A 15,489-nucleotide genomic window follows, 5' to 3' on the forward strand; every position below is an offset into this window, starting at 1 on the left:
CGACGGCGTCCCGGGCATGCGCGGAGTGGATATTGCACCAGTGTGACCCGAAAAACCCCTGACGTATAGTTACGCCTATTGCCGATTATCATTCAGTTCTTCTACTGATTCCACGGCGTCAGACCTTTCCCCTCAGAGGAGCCCGATGCTCGAGATGAAACGCCTGCGCCTGCTGTGGGAGTTCCGCACCCGCGGAACGATCGCGGCGGTCGCCGAAGCCCTCAGCTATACCCCGTCCGCGGTCTCGCAGCAGCTGAACCTGCTCGAGCGGGAGACGGGGTTCGCGCTGCTGCGCAAGACCGGCCGGAACCTCGAGCTGACCGCGGCCGGCAACCGCCTCGCGGACGAGACGGAGCGACTCCTCGCGGGCCTCGAGCGCGCCGAGGCAGCGCTCCGCCGCACCGTCCCCGAGATCTCCGGCAGGCTGCGGATCGCCGTCTTCCAGACCGCGGTGCTCGCGATCATCCCCGCGGCGCTCAAGCGGCTGCGCCGCGAGCACCCCGGCCTGCGCATCGAGGTGGTGCAATTCGAGCCCGAGACGGCGCTGCGCGAGACCTGGGCCCGCGGGTTCGACCTCGTCGTCGCGGAGCAGTACCCGGAGCACGCGCCGCGGCACTTCGACGGACTCGACCGGATCCCGCTGACGACCGACTCCATCCACCTCGCCCTGCCGCTCGAGGGCACCGCCGACCCCGCCTTCGACCGGGTGACGGGCATCGAGGAGGCGGCCTCGCTGCCGTGGGTGGTCGAACCGCGGGGAGCCGCCTCCCGGCACTGGGCGGAGCAGCGCTGCCGCCGCGCGGGCTTCGACCCGGACATCCGCTTCGAGACCGCGGACATGCAGGCGCACGTGCGCCTCGTGGAGTCGGGCAATGCCGTGGCCCTCCTCCCCAACCTCGTGCACATGGGCGAGCCGAGGGTGCGGCTGCTCGAGCTCGAGGGCGCCCCGCATCGGGACCTCTTCACGGCCGCCCGCCGCTCGAGCGAGGAGAACCCCGCGATCGAGACGGTGCGCACGGTGCTCGCGGACGTCGCGGTGGACCTCATGCACTGGTAAACCGGGAGTCGGCCGGGTAAATACCGTGTAGCGGACATGAGTTCGTCAATATGGGTTCCACTGTGAGAGGATCGGGTCTACTCTGATTTGCCTAGCAGTGGGTGAAGCCTGCTGCCCGACCCGAGAGGAGCCTGATGGCCGCATCCGCCTACCAGTCCACGGGCTTGCCCGCAGCCCACGGACTCTACGACCCCGAGAACGAGCGCGACTCCTGCGGAATCGCCTCGGTCGCCACCATGCGCGGCACCGCGGGGCACGACGTCGTGGACATCGCGCTCGAGGCGCTGCGGCACATGGAGCACCGCGGTGCGGTCGGCTCGGATGCGGGAACCGGCGACGGCGCCGGAATCATGGTGCAGGTCCCCGACGAGTTCTTCCGCGCGGTCGCCGGCATCGAGCTGCCCCCGGCCGGACGGTACGCCGTCGGCAACGCCTACCTGCCCGCCGACCCGGAGGAGCGCGCGGCGGTCAAGCAGCGCATCCACGAGCTGTGCGCCGAGGAGGAGCTGCGCGTGCTCGGCTGGCGCGAGGTGCCGGTCGACGCCGCGCACCTCGGCGACCTCGCGCGCGACGCGATGCCCGTGATCGAGCAGCTCTTCATCCGCTCCGAGCGGCAGAACTACCGCGGCAACCCGCGCAAGGGCATCGCCCTCGACCGCCAGGCCTACCGTATGCGCAAGCGGCTCGAGCACGAGACGGGCACCTACTTCTGCTCGCTGAGCAGCCGGACCATCACCTACAAGGGCATGGTCACCACGCTCCAGCTCGAGCCCTTCTACCCCGACCTCTCGGACCGCCGGTTCGCGTCGAGGCTCGCCATCGTGCACTCGCGCTACTCGACCAACACGTTCCCCTCCTGGTCGCTCGCGCAGCCGCTGCGCATGATGGCGCACAACGGCGAGATCAACACCATCCGGGGCAACCGCAACTGGATGCGCGCCCGCGAATCCCAGCTCGACAACCCGGTGCTCGGCGACATCCACGACCTGCTGCCGATCATCTCGGAGGGCGGCAGCGACTCCGCGAGCTTCGACGAGGTGCTCGAGCTGCTCACGCTCTCGGGCCGCTCCCTCGTGCACGCGGTGCACATGATGGTGCCGGCCGCGTGGGAGCGCAGCGAGGACATGCCGCCCGAGGTGCGCGACTTCTTCGAGTACCACTCGCTGCTCATGGAGCCGTGGGACGGCCCGGCCTCGATGGCCTTCACCGACGGGCGCAGGCTCGTCGCGACCCTCGACCGCAACGGGCTGCGGCCCGGCCGGTTCCTCGTGACCGACGACGACCTCGTCGTGATCGGCTCGGAGGCGGGCATCTTCGAGACCGAGCCGGGCCGCGTCGTCCGCAAGGGCCGGCTGCGCCCCGGCCGCGTGCTCGTGATCGACACCGAGGTGGGACGCATCATCGAGGACGACGAGGTCAAGCACGACCTCGCCGACCTCGAGCCCTGGGGCGAATGGCTCGACGAGGGCAGGATCAGCCTCGACGAGCTCCCCGAGCGCGAGCACGTGAGCCACACCCGGTCCTCCGTCGTGCGCCGCCAGCGGTCCTTCGGCTACACCGAGGAGGAGCTGCGCATCCTGCTGGAGCCCATGGCCCGCACCGGCGCCGAGCCGCTCGGCGCGATGGGCAGCGACACCCCCATCGCCGTGCTCGCCAACCGGCCGCGGCTGCTGTTCGACTACTTCACGCAGAACTTCGCCCAGGTCACCAACCCGCCGCTCGACGCGATCCGCGAGGAGCTCGTGACGAGCCTCGTCTCGTCGATCGGCCCGCAGGAGAACCTCCTCGCGCACGGGCCCGAGCACGCGCGGCAGATCATCGTCGACTTCCCCGTGCTCGACAACGACGAGCTCGCCAAGCTGCAGCACCTGGAGTCCCGCCCCGGCATCGACGAGACCGTCACGCTGAACTGCCTCTACCCCGTGGGCCGCGGCGTGGAGGGGCTCCGCGAGCGCATCGCGCGCCTCTGCGCGGAGGCCGACGCGGCGATCGAGAACGGCGCGAAGTTCCTCGTGCTCTCCGACCGCGACTCCAACCGCGACTGGGCGCCCATCCCCTCGCTGCTCGCGACCGGCGCGGTGCACCACCACCTCATCCGCGCCCAGCACCGGCTCCGCGTCGGCCTCGTGGTCGAGACCGGCGACGTGCGCGAGGTGCACCACGTCGCCGCGCTGCTCGGCTACGGCGCGACCGCCGTGAACCCGTATCTCGCGATGGAGTCGGTCGAGGACATGGTCCGCTCGGGCCGCATCGAGCACCTCACCCCCGAGCAGGCCACGCGGAACCTCATCAAGGCGCTCGGCAAGGGCGTGCTCAAGATCATGTCGAAGATGGGGATCTCGGTGATCGCCAGCTACTCGGGGGCGCAGACCTTCGAGGCCGTCGGACTGTCGCAGGAGGTCGTGGACGAGTTCTTCACCGGCACCTCCTCGCGGCTCGGCGGCGTCGGCATCGAGGTGATCGAGGCGGAGGCCCGGGCTCGCCATGAGGCGGCCTACCCGATCGACGGCGACGAGCAGCCGCACCGGCCGCTCGAGATCGGCGGCGAGTACCAGTGGCGCCGGGAGGGCCCCACGCACCTCTTCAACCCCGACACGGTGTTCCGGCTGCAGCACGCCACGCGCGAGCGCCGGTACGACATCTTCAAGGACTACACCCGCAGCATCGACGAGCAGGCCCGGGAGACCTCCACCCTGCGCGGGCTGTTCCGGTTCGACAGCGACCGGGAGCCCATCCCGGTGGAGGAGGTCGAGCCGATCTCGGCGATCGTGCAGCGCTTCTCGACCGGCGCGATGAGCTACGGGTCGATCTCGCGCGAGGCGCACGAGACCCTCGCGATCGCGATGAACCGGCTCGGCGCGAAGTCGAACACCGGCGAGGGCGGCGAGGACGTCGAGCGGCTCCTCGACCCCGAGCGCCGCAGCGCCATCAAGCAGGTGGCCTCCGCCCGCTTCGGGGTGACGAGCATGTACCTCACGCACGCGGACGACATCCAGATCAAGCTCGCCCAGGGCGCGAAGCCTGGCGAGGGCGGCCAGCTGCCGCCGCAGAAGGTCTACCCCTGGGTGGCGAAGACCCGCCATGCCACCGCCGGCGTGGGCCTCATCTCCCCGCCGCCGCACCACGACATCTATTCGATCGAGGACCTCAAACAGCTCATCTTCGACCTCAAGCGCGCGAACCCCGGCGCCCGCATCCACGTGAAGCTGGTGTCGGAGAACGGCATCGGCGCGGTGGCGGCCGGGGTCACGAAGGCGCTCGCCGACGTGATCCTCGTCTCGGGGCACGACGGCGGCACCGGCGCCTCGCCGATGAACTCGCTCAAGCACGCGGGCACCCCGTGGGAGCTCGGCCTCGCCGAGACCCAGCAGACGCTGCGCGTCAACGGGCTCCGCGATCGCGTCACGGTGCAGGTGGACGGCCAGCTCAAGACCGGCCGCGACGTGGTCATCGGCGCCCTGCTCGGCGCCGAGGAGTACGGGTTTGCGACCACCGCGCTGATCGTCGAGGGCTGCGTCATGATGCGCGTGTGCCACCTCGACACCTGCCCCGTCGGCGTCGCCACGCAGAACCCGGAGCTGCGCTCGCGCTTCACCGGCAAGGTCGAGCACGTCGTGAACTTCTTCGAGTTCATCGCCCAGGAGGTGCGCGAATGGCTCGCCGAGCTGGGCTACCGCTCGCTCGACGAGATCATCGGGCGCGAGGACCTGCTCGACACCGACGACGCCAGGCGGCACTGGAAGGCCGAGGGCCTCGACCTCTCCCCCGTGCTCGACGTCCCGCCCCTCGCCGAGCACTCGGCGCGGCGCAGGCTGCGCGATCAGGATCACGAGCTCGACGAGCACTTCGACCAGCAGCTCATCGCGCGCTCGCAGGCGGCGATCCTCGAGGGCGATCCCGTGGAGATCAAGCTGCCGGTGCACAACACGGCCCGCGCGGTCGGCACCATGCTCGGCCACGAGGTGACCCGTCGCCACGGCGAGCACGGCCTGCCGCACGGCACCATCGACATCGCCCTCACCGGCACCGCCGGCCAGTCGCTCGGCGCCTTCCTGCCTGCGGGCATCACGATCCGACTCGAGGGCGACTCCAACGACTACGTCGGCAAGGGGCTCTCGGGCGGGCAGGTCGTGCTGCGGCCGGACCCCTCCTCGCCGTTCGCGGCGGAGGAGAACGTCATCGCGGGCAACGTCATCGGCTACGGCGCCACGTCGGGCCAGATGTACATCGGCGGCGTGGTCGGCGAGCGCTTCCTCGTCCGCAACTCGGGCGCCACGGCCGTCGTCGAGGCGGTCGGCGACCACGCGCTCGAGTACATGACCGGCGGGGTCGCCGTGATCCTCGGCTCGACCGGGCGGAACCTCGGCGCGGGCATGTCCGGCGGCGTGGCCTACGTGCGCGGCCTCCAGCGGGATCTCGTGAACCACGACGCGCTCGCGAGCGGCGAGCTCCGGCTCGAGCCGCTCTCGGACGCCGACGCCGACGAGCTGCGCGACCTCGTCCACGAGCACGTGGAGCAGACCGGCTCCCCGCTCGGCGCCCGCATCCTCGCGGACTTCGACACCGTCCGCGCCGAATTCACCAAGGTGCTCCCCCGCGACTACGCGACCGTGACGGAGATCCGGCGCGACGCGGTCGAGTCGGGCGTCGACCCCGACGGCACCGAGACCTGGAACCGCATTCTGGAGGCGACCCATGGCTGACCCGAGAGGATTCCTCGACGAGCGAGAGCGAGAGCTGCCCCCGCGCCGCCCCGTCCCGCTGCGGCTCATGGACTTCAAGGAGATCTACGAGCCGCAGGACCCGAAGCAGCTGCACCGGCAGGCGAGCCGATGCATGGACTGCGGCATCCCGTTCTGCCACCAGGGCTGCCCGCTCGGGAACATCATCCCCGAGTGGAACGACCTCACCTATCGGGGCGACATGCGCGGCGCCTCGGAGCGGCTGCACGCGACGAACAACTTCCCGGAGTTCACCGGCCGGCTCTGCCCGGCGCCGTGCGAGTCCTCCTGCGTGCTCGGCATCTCGCAGCCCGCGGTGACGATCAAGCGGATCGAGCAGTCCATCGCGGACGAGGCCGCCGCGAACGGCTGGCTCGAGGCGCATCCGCCGCAGCGGCTCACCGGGCGGACGGTCGCCGTGGTCGGCTCCGGGCCCGCGGGCCTGGCCGCCGCGCAGCAGCTCACCCGCGCGGGGCACACCGTGGCGGTGTTCGAGCGCGACGACCGCATCGGCGGCCTCATGCGCTACGGCATACCCGACTTCAAGATGGAGCGGGAGGTGCTCGACCGCCGGCTCGCGCAGATGCGCGAGGAGGGGACGCGCTTCCGCCCGGGCGTCGAGATCGGGCGCGACATCCCCTGGCACGACCTGCGCCGCCGCTACGACGCCGTCGTGATCGCGACGGGCGCCCCCGTCGGCCGGGAGCTCGAGGTGCCCGGCCGCGAGCTGGAGGGCGTGCACCAGGCCATGCCCTATCTCGTGCAGTCGAACCGCGCCGTGGCCGGCGACGAGGTGCCGGAGCAGATCCGCGCCGACGGCAAGCACGTCATCGTCATCGGCGGCGGCGACACGGGCTCGGACTGCATCGGCACCGCGCACCGCCAGGGCGCGGCGTCGGTCACCAACATCGCGATCGGGCGCAGGCCGCCGGAGTTCCGCACCCCGCACGAGCCATGGCCGATGACGCCGCGCGTGTTCGAGGTGCAGACCTCGCACGAGGAGGGCGGCGAGCGGCTGTTCGAGGCATCGACCATCGAGTTCGTCGGCGACGACTCCGGTCGCGTCGTGGAGCTGCGCCTGGCCGACACCGATTTCCTGCCCGACGGCCGCCGCGTGCCGAAGGCCGGGACCGAGCGCTCGCTGCCCGCCGACCTCGTCCTGCTCTCGATGGGCTTCACCGGGCCCGAGCGCGAGACGCTGGACGCGCAGCTCGGGATCGAGTTCACGGCGCGCGGCGCCATCGCGCGCGGCGAGGACTACGCGACCGGGACGGACGGCGTGTTCGCGGCCGGCGATGCCGGCCGCGGGGCGTCGCTCATCGTGTGGGCGATCGCGGAGGGGCGCGCGGCCGCCGCCGCCGTGGACGAGTACCTGCTCGGGCGCACCTCGCTGCCCTCGCCCATCCCGGCGACCGCGGCGGCGATCTCGCTCTAGCGCATCCACTCGCCGAAGCCGGCGCGCACCTTGTTGACCTTGGGCACGGCGACCGCAAGGCAGTACCCCTGGCCCGGGTTCTTCGCGAAGAAGTCCTGGTGGTACTCCTCGGCGGTCCAGAACTCGCCGAGCGGCTCGATCGTGGTCACCACGCCGCCGCCCCACAGGTCGTCGGCCCGGGCGATCGCCGCCTCGAAGCGCTCCCGCTGCCCCTCGTCCGCGGGGAACATCGCGGAGCGGTACTGCGTGCCGACGTCGGCGCCCTGCCGGTTCAGCTGGCGGGGGTCGTGCATCGTGAAGAACATGTCGAGGATCACGTCGGCCGGGACGACCTCCTCGTCGAAGACCACGCGCACGGCCTCGGCGTGGCCGGTGCGGCCCGTGCACACGAGCTCGTAGCTCGGGCTCGGCGTCTCGCCCCCGACATAGCCGGAGACGACGTCCTCGACGCCGCGCACGTTGCGATAGACGGCGTCGAGGCACCAGAAGCAGCCGCCGGCGAGTACGTATGAAGTCGTCATGGGCACCATGGTAGCCATCGATGTCGGGGGCTCGGCTTATGGTTCGGGAAGACCGGCGCACCGCGGCCGCGGTGCCTCCGCCCAGCTTCGAGAGGAGCCCTCCGATGACCACAGTCCTGCTTCCCCGCACCGAAGACCTCGCGTTCGAGCGCTTCGGGTTCATGTTCCGCCGCCTCACCGAGACCCGCTGGCGCATCGTGCAGCGCACCGGCGCCGTCGTCGGCTACCTCGAGCACGAGACGGACGACCGCTGGTCGATCTCGCGGATGACGGCGGACCGCCGCCACTTCGTCGTGCTCGGCACCTTCTCGACGTTCGAGGAGGCGCTCACCGCGCTGCGGCGGATGTGAGCCCGGCGGCCGTCCTCGTGCGCGCCGGTGCCGGGCTCAGCCCGCAGGCTCCCAGGATTCCGTCCACTCGCCGTCGACGAACTCGTTCCGGACCGTGATCGCGGGCATGTCCTGATCGTCGGGATAGGCCGGCGATTGCGAGGAGAGGATCGCGGCGCCGCTCAGCTCCACATCGCCGTCGATGAGGTACGGCGCGGAGTCGATCGTCGCGCTGGTGATCGTGCCGCCCACCTGCTCCGGGCTGTCCTGGTCGCGCGAGACGTCGAGCACCGCGATGAAGGTCATGATCGACCCGATTCCGGCGCAGCACATCTCTGCGGGCGAACCGCTGCAGGTGATCGTCACGACGATGTCCTCGAGGCCGTCCCCGGTGAAGTCGAAGTAGCCGACCGGTTCGATGCCGAACACCGAGGCGCCGTTGAGGTCCTCGTCGAAGGCCTCGCCCTCCCCGTCCGCCAGGGCGATGGGCTCTTGCTGGTCCCAGCCGAAGCTCCCGTCTCCGCACACCCCGGGCGGGATCACGATGCGCTCCACGTCCACCGCCCGCACGTCGATGTCCGGGACGCGCTCCTCGGAGCGCTCGGGCGCTCCCGTATCGGCCCCGTGTCCGGCGGTCTCGCCCGGGGCGGGCTGCGCGGCGCAGCCCGCGAGCAGCAGGAGCCCGCCGATCGCGGCGCCCATCGGCGCGAGCGGCCGGCGGGGCCTGCTCGCGAGGCGGAGTCCCGTCCTCCTCATGCCGTTTCGCTCCCTTGCGGGTCCTCGAGCACAGCGGCGGCCGCGCCCTAGCGCCACCAGGAGTCGTGCGGCCCCACCGGCAGCCGGCGTTTGTGCTCCGTGCGCAGGTAGTAGCGCTCGATGGTCTCCGCCGCCCGCTCCTCCACGTCGGCGCCGGTGAGATACGCGTCGATGTCCGCGTACGAGACGCCCAGCTCGACCTCGTCGGGCTGCCCCGGGACCCCGTCGAGGAGGTCCGCGGTGGGCTGCTTGAGGTACAGGCGCTCGGGCGCCTCGAGGTGCTGCAGCAGGGCGCGCCCCTGCCCCTTGGTCAGCCCCGCGAGGGGCGTGAGGTCGCATGCGCCGTCGCCGAACTTCGTGAAGAAGCCGGTGACCGCCTCGGCGGCGTGATCGGTGCCGATGACGAGCTTCGCGCCCTCGCCCGCGATGGCGTACTGCGCGGCCATGCGGATGCGGGCCTTGATGTTGCCGCGGTTGTAGTCGCTGAACGGCGCCTCGCTCGCCTCCTCGAGCCCCTCGACGGCCGGCTTGACGTCGAAGTTGACGACGCGGTCGGGGCGGATGAAGTCGAGCGCGAGCTGCGCATCGGCCTCGTCGAGCTGTAGCCCGTACGGCAGGCGGACCGCCGCGAACTCGGCCTCGCCGCCCTCGGCCCGGACCGCTTCGACGGCGAGCTGCGCCAGGCGCCCCGCGAGCGTCGAGTCCTGGCCGCCCGAGATGCCGAGCACGAAGCCGCGCGCACGGGTCGTGCGGAGGTAGTCCTTCATGAAGTCGACGCGCTCGCGGATCTCCCCCGCCGGGTCGATCTCCGCTCGAACGTCGAGGGCCTGGATGATCTCTGCTTGCAGCTCACGCATGCGTTCGATTGTTTCACGCCGGCTGCGCGAACGCAGCGGTCCGGCCGCTATTCGGTGGTCATTTCCGGGTTCTCGGACTCCGAGTCCGAAAGCCCGACGATGAATCCGTTCAGCAGCCGCGCCGCCTCGGACAGGCTCTCGAGGAACCGGGCGGGCTGCTCCGAGCCCGGTTCGAAGTAGCTCACCGAGAACTCGAACGCGTCGGGATGACGGGTATAGGCGATCCCGAACCCGTGGTCGGTCGTCGGCGCGAATGTATAGCGCATGATCTGCTCGGCCGCGCCGAGCGACGTGGTGGAGAGCAGGTCCGTGCGCACGGCGGCGAGGGCCTCGCACGCGAAGAACGGCTCCGAGATCCCCAGCCGCGCCGCGATCATCGAGAGGCCGGTGAAATGGCGGTCGAAGCCGTGCCCCGTCTTGCAGGCCTTCACCCATTCCCGATGGGCGTCCAGCGCGGCGCGGAGCCCCTCCGGGCGCGCGCCGCCGTCGAGGAGCGCGCGGCCGAACGCCACGGCCTCGGGGGTGACCGGGCGCAGGCACTCCGTGCGGCCGCTCTGGAATGCGCGCATGTCCACCGCCTCGTACGCGCTTCGCGCGCGGCCGAAGGCGCGCAGCTGCGCGATCGTCATGACGAGCTGCTGCAGCGCATCGGGGCTCATCCGGAACGGCAGCCGTTCTTCGGGGATCCGAGGCGCCCTGACGAGTTCGACGCGGATGCGGGAGGCGCGCCCGCGATAGGCCTCGAGCGCCTCGCGCAGCGCGGAGCGGGCGCCCGAGCTCCATCGCCAGCGCAGCTCGACGGGCGCTGCGGGGGCCTCATCGTCCTCGGCGCGCGGGTGCACCCGCTGCATGCGCCGCACCGCTTCGACGAGCGTGCCGCCATCGATGCCCGAATGCTCCGAATGCACGTGCACCCGCCGCGCTCGCAGATCGAGCTGATAGCTCAGCGGCTTCCGGACGAGGGCCCGCCCCGGCTCGACCAGCAGCGCGCGCAGCCGCTCGGCGGCATCCGCCGACTCCTCGGTCAGCGCGACGACGAACAGCAGCCCGGCCGCTCGCCGGTAGGCGCGGGCGTTCTCCGGCTCGGAGAGCATCCCCTCGAGCGGGCCCGCCAGCGCATCGCTGCCGAGGTACGCCGCGTCGGCGAAGCCCGGCGCGCGCAGCCCTCGCCCGCCCTCGTCGGCCAAGGCGAGCGTGCGGCGCAGCTGCTCGGCGATCGTTCGGATGGCGAGGGCTCGACCGCTCTCGTCGCCGACGGGCATGGCGAAGAGCCTCCCGTGACGGAGCACGCCGATCTCGGGCCGAGACGAGGCCCCGCCCGCCTGCAGGAAGACGTCTTCCACGGGCCGGGGATGCCGGATGCCGCCCGCGAGGCGGGGCCACTGCTCCATCGACAGGGCGGTGCCGCGCGCGTCGACCTCCGGGGAGGTGGCTCCCCGGGCCTCGGCCAGGTGCACCGTCGCGATGCGGTGGATCGCCTCGGCGGCCCATTCCTCGTCGCCCGGGTCACCGGCGGCGATCGCGAGCTCGAGCTCGTACGCCACGTTGCTCGCGAGCGGCAGCGGCTCCCGCACCCGCAGGTATTCCCGCGACCATTCCTCGGACAGCCAGCTGCGGCCCGCCTCGTGCTCGCTCTCCGCGAAGCGCTCGAGCTCGCGCTGCAGGCGCTGGGCGCCGCCTCGCCGGAACCGTCCGACTTCCGCCCGCGCCGCCGCCTCGGCACCGGGGCCGGCGATGGCCGCGACCGTCCGGAGGAACCGCTCGAGGGAGGCGTCGAGCGGCGGGACCGGCAGGGGTGCCATGGACATCGCTGCGACTCCTCTCGCGCCGGCGTCACTTGCCGGCAGCCCCGTCCATTCTCGCCTCCTCCGCCGGTCTCCGCCAGGATCTCCGCCAGGCCGCGGTCGAGGCGATGCCGGCCGGCTATCCGGACGGCGTGCCGCGGAGGCGCTCCGGGTCTTCCGGCTCTTCCAAGTCCTCCGGGTCTTCCGGGCCCGGCGTCGACGCGCGGTCCTCGAGCGGCAGGGGGCCGAAGATGTAGCGGTCGAGCGTGGGCCCGACGACCCGCGCGACCTCTCGGGTGCTCAGAGCCGCCAGCGGCGGCACCTTCAGGATGTAGCGGGCCGTCACGAGGCCGAGCAGCTGCGAGCCCGCGAACGCGACGCGGGCCTCGGGGAGGGGGCCGTCCAGGCGCGGGGCGAGCTGCTCGATGAGCTGCGTCGTGACGAAGCGGAGGAAGATCCGGCGGGACTCCTCGTGGGTGCCGAGATTGCGGACCAGGCCGATGAACGCCGCGCCGAACGCATCGTCCTCGAGCGCGGTGAGGATCGAGAAGAGGTACTCGGTTCCCGGCGACTCCGCGCCCTCGCCGAGCGCCTGCTCGAAGAACTCGAACAGCCCCCGCCGGCGGAACGCCTCGGCGATCGAGGTGCTGAACAGCTCCTCCTTCGTGCCGAAGTAGTAGTGGACGAGTTTCGGATCCACGCCCGCGGCGCTGCCGATGCGGCGCACGGTGGCGCCCTGGTAGCCGTGCTCGCCGAACTCGCGGCGCGCGGCGTCGAGGATGCGCTCCCGCCAGGCGGTGTCCGTCTGACGCGGTCCGCGGCGGGCGGCTCGCCCGGTCGTCCCTGCAGCCACGTCGCCCGCCCTCCGATCTGCCCTCGTCGAGCAGCAACACTATCAGCGCGACACACTATTCATCATCGGATGAAATTCGTGTACGGTGCTATTCATCACTCGATGAAATAGGGAGGTCGTCGTATGCGGGCGCTCATCATGAAGGAGTTCCGCGAGCTGTTCCGGGATCGGCGCACGCTCGCGATGCTGATCGCCCTGCCCGTCGTGATGCTGGTCATCTTCGGGTACGCCGCGAACTTCTCCGTCGACCGCGTCTCGGTCGCCGTCGTCGGCCCCGGGGCCGAATCGCTCGCCGAGGATCTCGCGGACTCCGACGCGGCCTCGGAGCGGATCGACATCGTCGCGGTCGACTCCTCCCTCGCCGCGCAGGATGCCGAACGGCTGCTGCGCGACCGGGAATCGGACGCGGTGATCGCAGCGCTCCCCGACCCGGCGGAGGACGCCTCGCTCGTCGACCGGATGCACGTCTACACGGACGGCAGCAGTCTCTTCGTCGCGCAGGCCGTGGAGGCGACGTTCCTTCGCATCGCGGCAGAGGACGGCATGGACCGGATCGCGCAGATCGAGGAGGCCGTCGAGGAGGCGCTCGCCGGCGGCGGCCGGCCGCCCGAGCTCTCCGCGCCCGACCTCGACGCCGACGACCTCGTCACGGTGCTCTTCAACCCCGATCTCGAGACCTCCTGGGTCATGGTCCCGGGACTGATCGGTCTCATCCTCACGTTCATCGGCACGCTGATCACCAGCATCGGCCTGGTCCGCGAGCGCGAGACCGGCACGCTCGAGCAGCTCGCGGTGATGCCGCTGCGCCCGAGCGCGATCATCCTGGGGAAGATCGTGCCGTACTTCCTCCTCGCCGTGGTCGACATGGCGGCGGTCACGGCGCTCGGCGTCTGGCTGTTCGGCGTGCCCTTCGTCGGCAGCGTCTGGCTGTTCGGGCTCACCGCCGTGGTGTTCTGCTTCGTCGTGCTCGGCCTCGGCGTGCTCGTCTCCTCGGTCTCGCAGAACACGGGGCAGGCCATCCAGCTGGCGATCATGTTCGTGGTGCCGCAGGTGCTGCTCTCGGGACTGATCTTCCCGCTCGAGTCGATGCCGCCGGGCATCGGCTGGATCGGCTACGCGCTGCCGCTGACGTGGTTCAACGAGATCGCCCAGGGCGTGCTGCTGCGCGGCGCGGGCCTCGACTCGCTCTGGCCGCCGCTCGCGATCCTCGCGGGCATGGCGGTACTCGTCTTCGGCGCGGCCACCGCCGCGATGCGCCGTTCGCTCACCCGCGGAGGCGGTCGCCGATGATCGCCCTCGAGAACGCGAGCGTCCGGATTGGCGGCACGGCCGCGCTCGACCGCTTCACCGGCGAGTTCCCTCCCGGCGCGGTCACCGCGCTCGTCGGCGGCGACGGCGCCGGGAAGTCCACCCTGCTGCGGGTGCTCGCCGGCCGGCAGCACGCGTCGCCGCCGCCGCGCGGACTCGTGCGGGATCCGCGCCGGATCGGCTACCAGCCCGCCGAGGCCGGGGTCTGGTCGAACCTCTCGGTCGACGAGAACGTGAGATTCGTCTCGGGCGTCTACGGCCTGAGCGGCGGACCGGCCCGCGAGCGCGCCGACTCGCTGCTGCACCGCGCCGGGCTCGACCGCGCCCGGGGACGCCTCGCCGGGCGACTCTCCGGCGGGATGCGGCAGAAGCTCGCCTTCGTGCTCGCGACGCTCCACCGCCCGGAGCTCGTGCTCCTCGACGAGCCGACCACCGGGGTGGACCCGCTCAGCCGCGGCGAGCTCTGGAGTCTCGTCGCCGAGGCGGCGGCGGACGGCGCCGCCGTCGTGCTCGCCACCACCTACCTCGACGAGGCCGAGCGGGCGGAACGGCTCTTCCTGCTCGACGAGGGGCGGCTGCTCGCCTCGGGCGCGCCGGAGGAGGTCGTCTCCGGCATGCCGGGGCGGCTCCTGCGCGGCGCCGCGAGCGCGGCGGAGCTCGATGCCCCGGACTCGCGGCGCGCCTGGCGGCGCGGCGCGGACGTCTTCCTGTGGACGCCGACCGAGGCGGAGGAGGCGCCGACGGGGTTCGCACCGGCCTCGCCCGACCTCGAGAACGCGGTGATCGCGCGCATCCTCGCCGACGAGCAGGCCGAGACCGCCCCGGAGGTTCCAAGCTTCTCCCCCGCCGCGAGCGCCGGCGGCGCAAGCGCCGAGGCGCGTCCGGCTGCAGGCGGGCGGGCCGCCGATCCCCTCGTCCGGGCCGAGGGACTCGAACGCATCTACGGCGACTTCGCGGCGTTGAACGGCGTGAGCCTCGCCGTGTCCCGCGGGGAGGTCGTCGGACTGCTCGGCGGCAACGGGGCGGGCAAGACCACGCTGATGCGGATGATTCTCGGGCTCGAGACGCCCACCTCGGGCGCCTGCCTGTTGTTCGGCGAGCGGCCCTCGCTCGCGAGCAGGCGGCGCACGGGCTACGTCGCGCAGGGGCACGGGCTGTACCCCTCGCTCTCCGCGCTCGAGAACCTCCGCTTCGCCGCCGCCGTGCGCGGGGCGGCGGTGGGCGAGCAGGCGGCCGACTTCGCCCGCGCCCTGGGCCCGGGGCCGGCGGCGGCGCTGCCCCTCGGCGCGCGCAGGATGCTCGCGTATCTCGCGGCCTCCCAGCACCGGCCGGAGCTGCTCATCCTCGACGAGCCGACCTCGGGCATGGACGCCCTCACCCGGGCGCGGCTCTGGAAGGCGCTGCGCGAGACCGCCGACGAGGGCACCGCGATCCTGGTCACCACGCACTACATGCAGGAGGCCGCGCAGTGCGACCGCCTCGTCGTCCTCTCCGCGGGCGTGGTCGCGGCCGAAGGCACGGCGGCCGAGATCACGGCGCACCACTCCTCGCTCGTGCTCCGGACGGACCATTGGGAGGACGCGTTCCGCCGCCTGCGCGAGGCGGGGGTACCGGTCATCCTCGACGGGCGGAGCCTCCGTCTCCCCGGGGTCGCGCGCTCGCGGGCCGAGTCCGTCCTCGCCGGTCTGCCCGGCCCGATGCGCCTCGAGGAGCGGCGCTCGACGCTCGAGGAGTCGATGCTGCCCGGCGCGGACTGAGCCGCATGCCGCGTGCGTTCGAGCGCGACCGTCCAACATCGCCGTCCGCCCCGCGTACGGGAGCAGGCCCCGTTCCTCCCGATGCCGCGTGGCATCCTTACGGTATGCATC

Annotated in this window: 11 protein-coding genes; 6 read left to right on the forward strand and 5 right to left on the reverse strand. The window is 72.0% G+C overall.

What is annotated here, in order from left to right:
• Positions 1–145: 145 nt before the first annotated feature.
• From FM112_RS01900 to FM112_RS01910, 3 genes are all read left to right on the forward strand, one after another.
• Positions 146–1,057, forward strand: coding sequence for a LysR substrate-binding domain-containing protein (locus FM112_RS01900; protein ID WP_087002681.1), 912 nt, complete (start codon positions 146–148; stop codon positions 1,055–1,057).
• 134 nt (positions 1,058–1,191) lie between these two features.
• Positions 1,192–5,760 carry a glutamate synthase large subunit gene (gltB, locus tag FM112_RS01905; protein WP_087002683.1) on the forward strand — a complete coding sequence of 1,523 codons (4,569 nt, stop codon included), beginning with the start codon at positions 1,192–1,194 and terminating at the stop codon, positions 5,758–5,760.
• Entirely contained in the window at positions 5,753–7,213 is a 1,461-nt protein-coding gene (locus FM112_RS01910) for a glutamate synthase subunit beta (protein ID WP_087002685.1), read from the forward strand. Before gltB ends, FM112_RS01910 begins: the two co-directional genes overlap by 8 nt.
• Here FM112_RS01910 and msrA read toward each other — a convergent pair.
• A complete protein-coding gene (gene msrA, locus FM112_RS01915; protein ID WP_087002938.1) occupies positions 7,210–7,734 on the reverse strand; it encodes a peptide-methionine (S)-S-oxide reductase MsrA in 525 nt (174 codons plus the stop codon). The two genes, FM112_RS01910 and msrA, sit on opposite strands and share 4 nt — an antisense overlap.
• A gap of 104 nt (positions 7,735–7,838) precedes the next feature.
• On the opposite strand from msrA, the gene FM112_RS01920 reads away from it, so the two are divergent.
• On the forward strand, positions 7,839–8,084 hold the full coding sequence (locus FM112_RS01920) for a hypothetical protein (RefSeq protein ID WP_087002687.1): 246 nt from the start codon (positions 7,839–7,841) through the stop codon (positions 8,082–8,084).
• A gap of 36 nt (positions 8,085–8,120) precedes the next feature.
• Here the strand turns inward: FM112_RS01920 and FM112_RS01925 are convergent, their stop codons facing one another.
• The 4 genes from FM112_RS01925 to FM112_RS01940 form a co-directional block, all read right to left on the reverse strand.
• Complete coding sequence (locus FM112_RS01925; protein ID WP_140400536.1) at positions 8,121–8,819, reverse strand: hypothetical protein; 699 nt, start codon at positions 8,817–8,819, stop codon at positions 8,121–8,123.
• Between the two features lie 47 nt (positions 8,820–8,866).
• Entirely contained in the window at positions 8,867–9,676 is an 810-nt protein-coding gene (nadE, locus tag FM112_RS01930) for an ammonia-dependent NAD(+) synthetase (RefSeq protein WP_087002691.1), read from the reverse strand.
• A 47-nt stretch (positions 9,677–9,723) separates the two neighbouring features.
• The gene (locus FM112_RS01935) at positions 9,724–11,484 is read right to left on the reverse strand and encodes a choline/carnitine O-acyltransferase (RefSeq protein WP_087002693.1); all 1,761 of its coding nucleotides are present in this window, start codon (positions 11,482–11,484) and stop codon (positions 9,724–9,726) included.
• A gap of 115 nt (positions 11,485–11,599) precedes the next feature.
• Positions 11,600–12,313, reverse strand: a complete 714-nt coding sequence (locus FM112_RS01940) for a TetR/AcrR family transcriptional regulator (protein ID WP_087002695.1) — start codon at positions 12,311–12,313, stop codon at positions 11,600–11,602.
• A 123-nt stretch (positions 12,314–12,436) separates the two neighbouring features.
• Between FM112_RS01940 and FM112_RS01945 the strand changes: the two genes are divergently transcribed.
• Together FM112_RS01945 and FM112_RS01950 are read left to right on the forward strand one after the other, a co-directional pair.
• Positions 12,437–13,603 carry an ABC transporter permease gene (locus tag FM112_RS01945; RefSeq protein ID WP_087002697.1) on the forward strand — a complete coding sequence of 389 codons (1,167 nt, stop codon included), beginning with the start codon at positions 12,437–12,439 and terminating at the stop codon, positions 13,601–13,603.
• On the forward strand, positions 13,600–15,378 hold the full coding sequence (locus FM112_RS01950; protein ID WP_087002699.1) for an ATP-binding cassette domain-containing protein: 1,779 nt from the start codon (positions 13,600–13,602) through the stop codon (positions 15,376–15,378). The genes FM112_RS01945 and FM112_RS01950 overlap by 4 nt, the downstream gene beginning before the upstream one ends.
• Positions 15,379–15,489: the final 111 nt, after the last annotated feature.

The sequence above is a fragment of the Gulosibacter sp. 10 genome, assembly GCF_900163695.1.
GTDB lineage: Bacteria > Actinomycetota > Actinomycetes > Actinomycetales > Microbacteriaceae > Gulosibacter.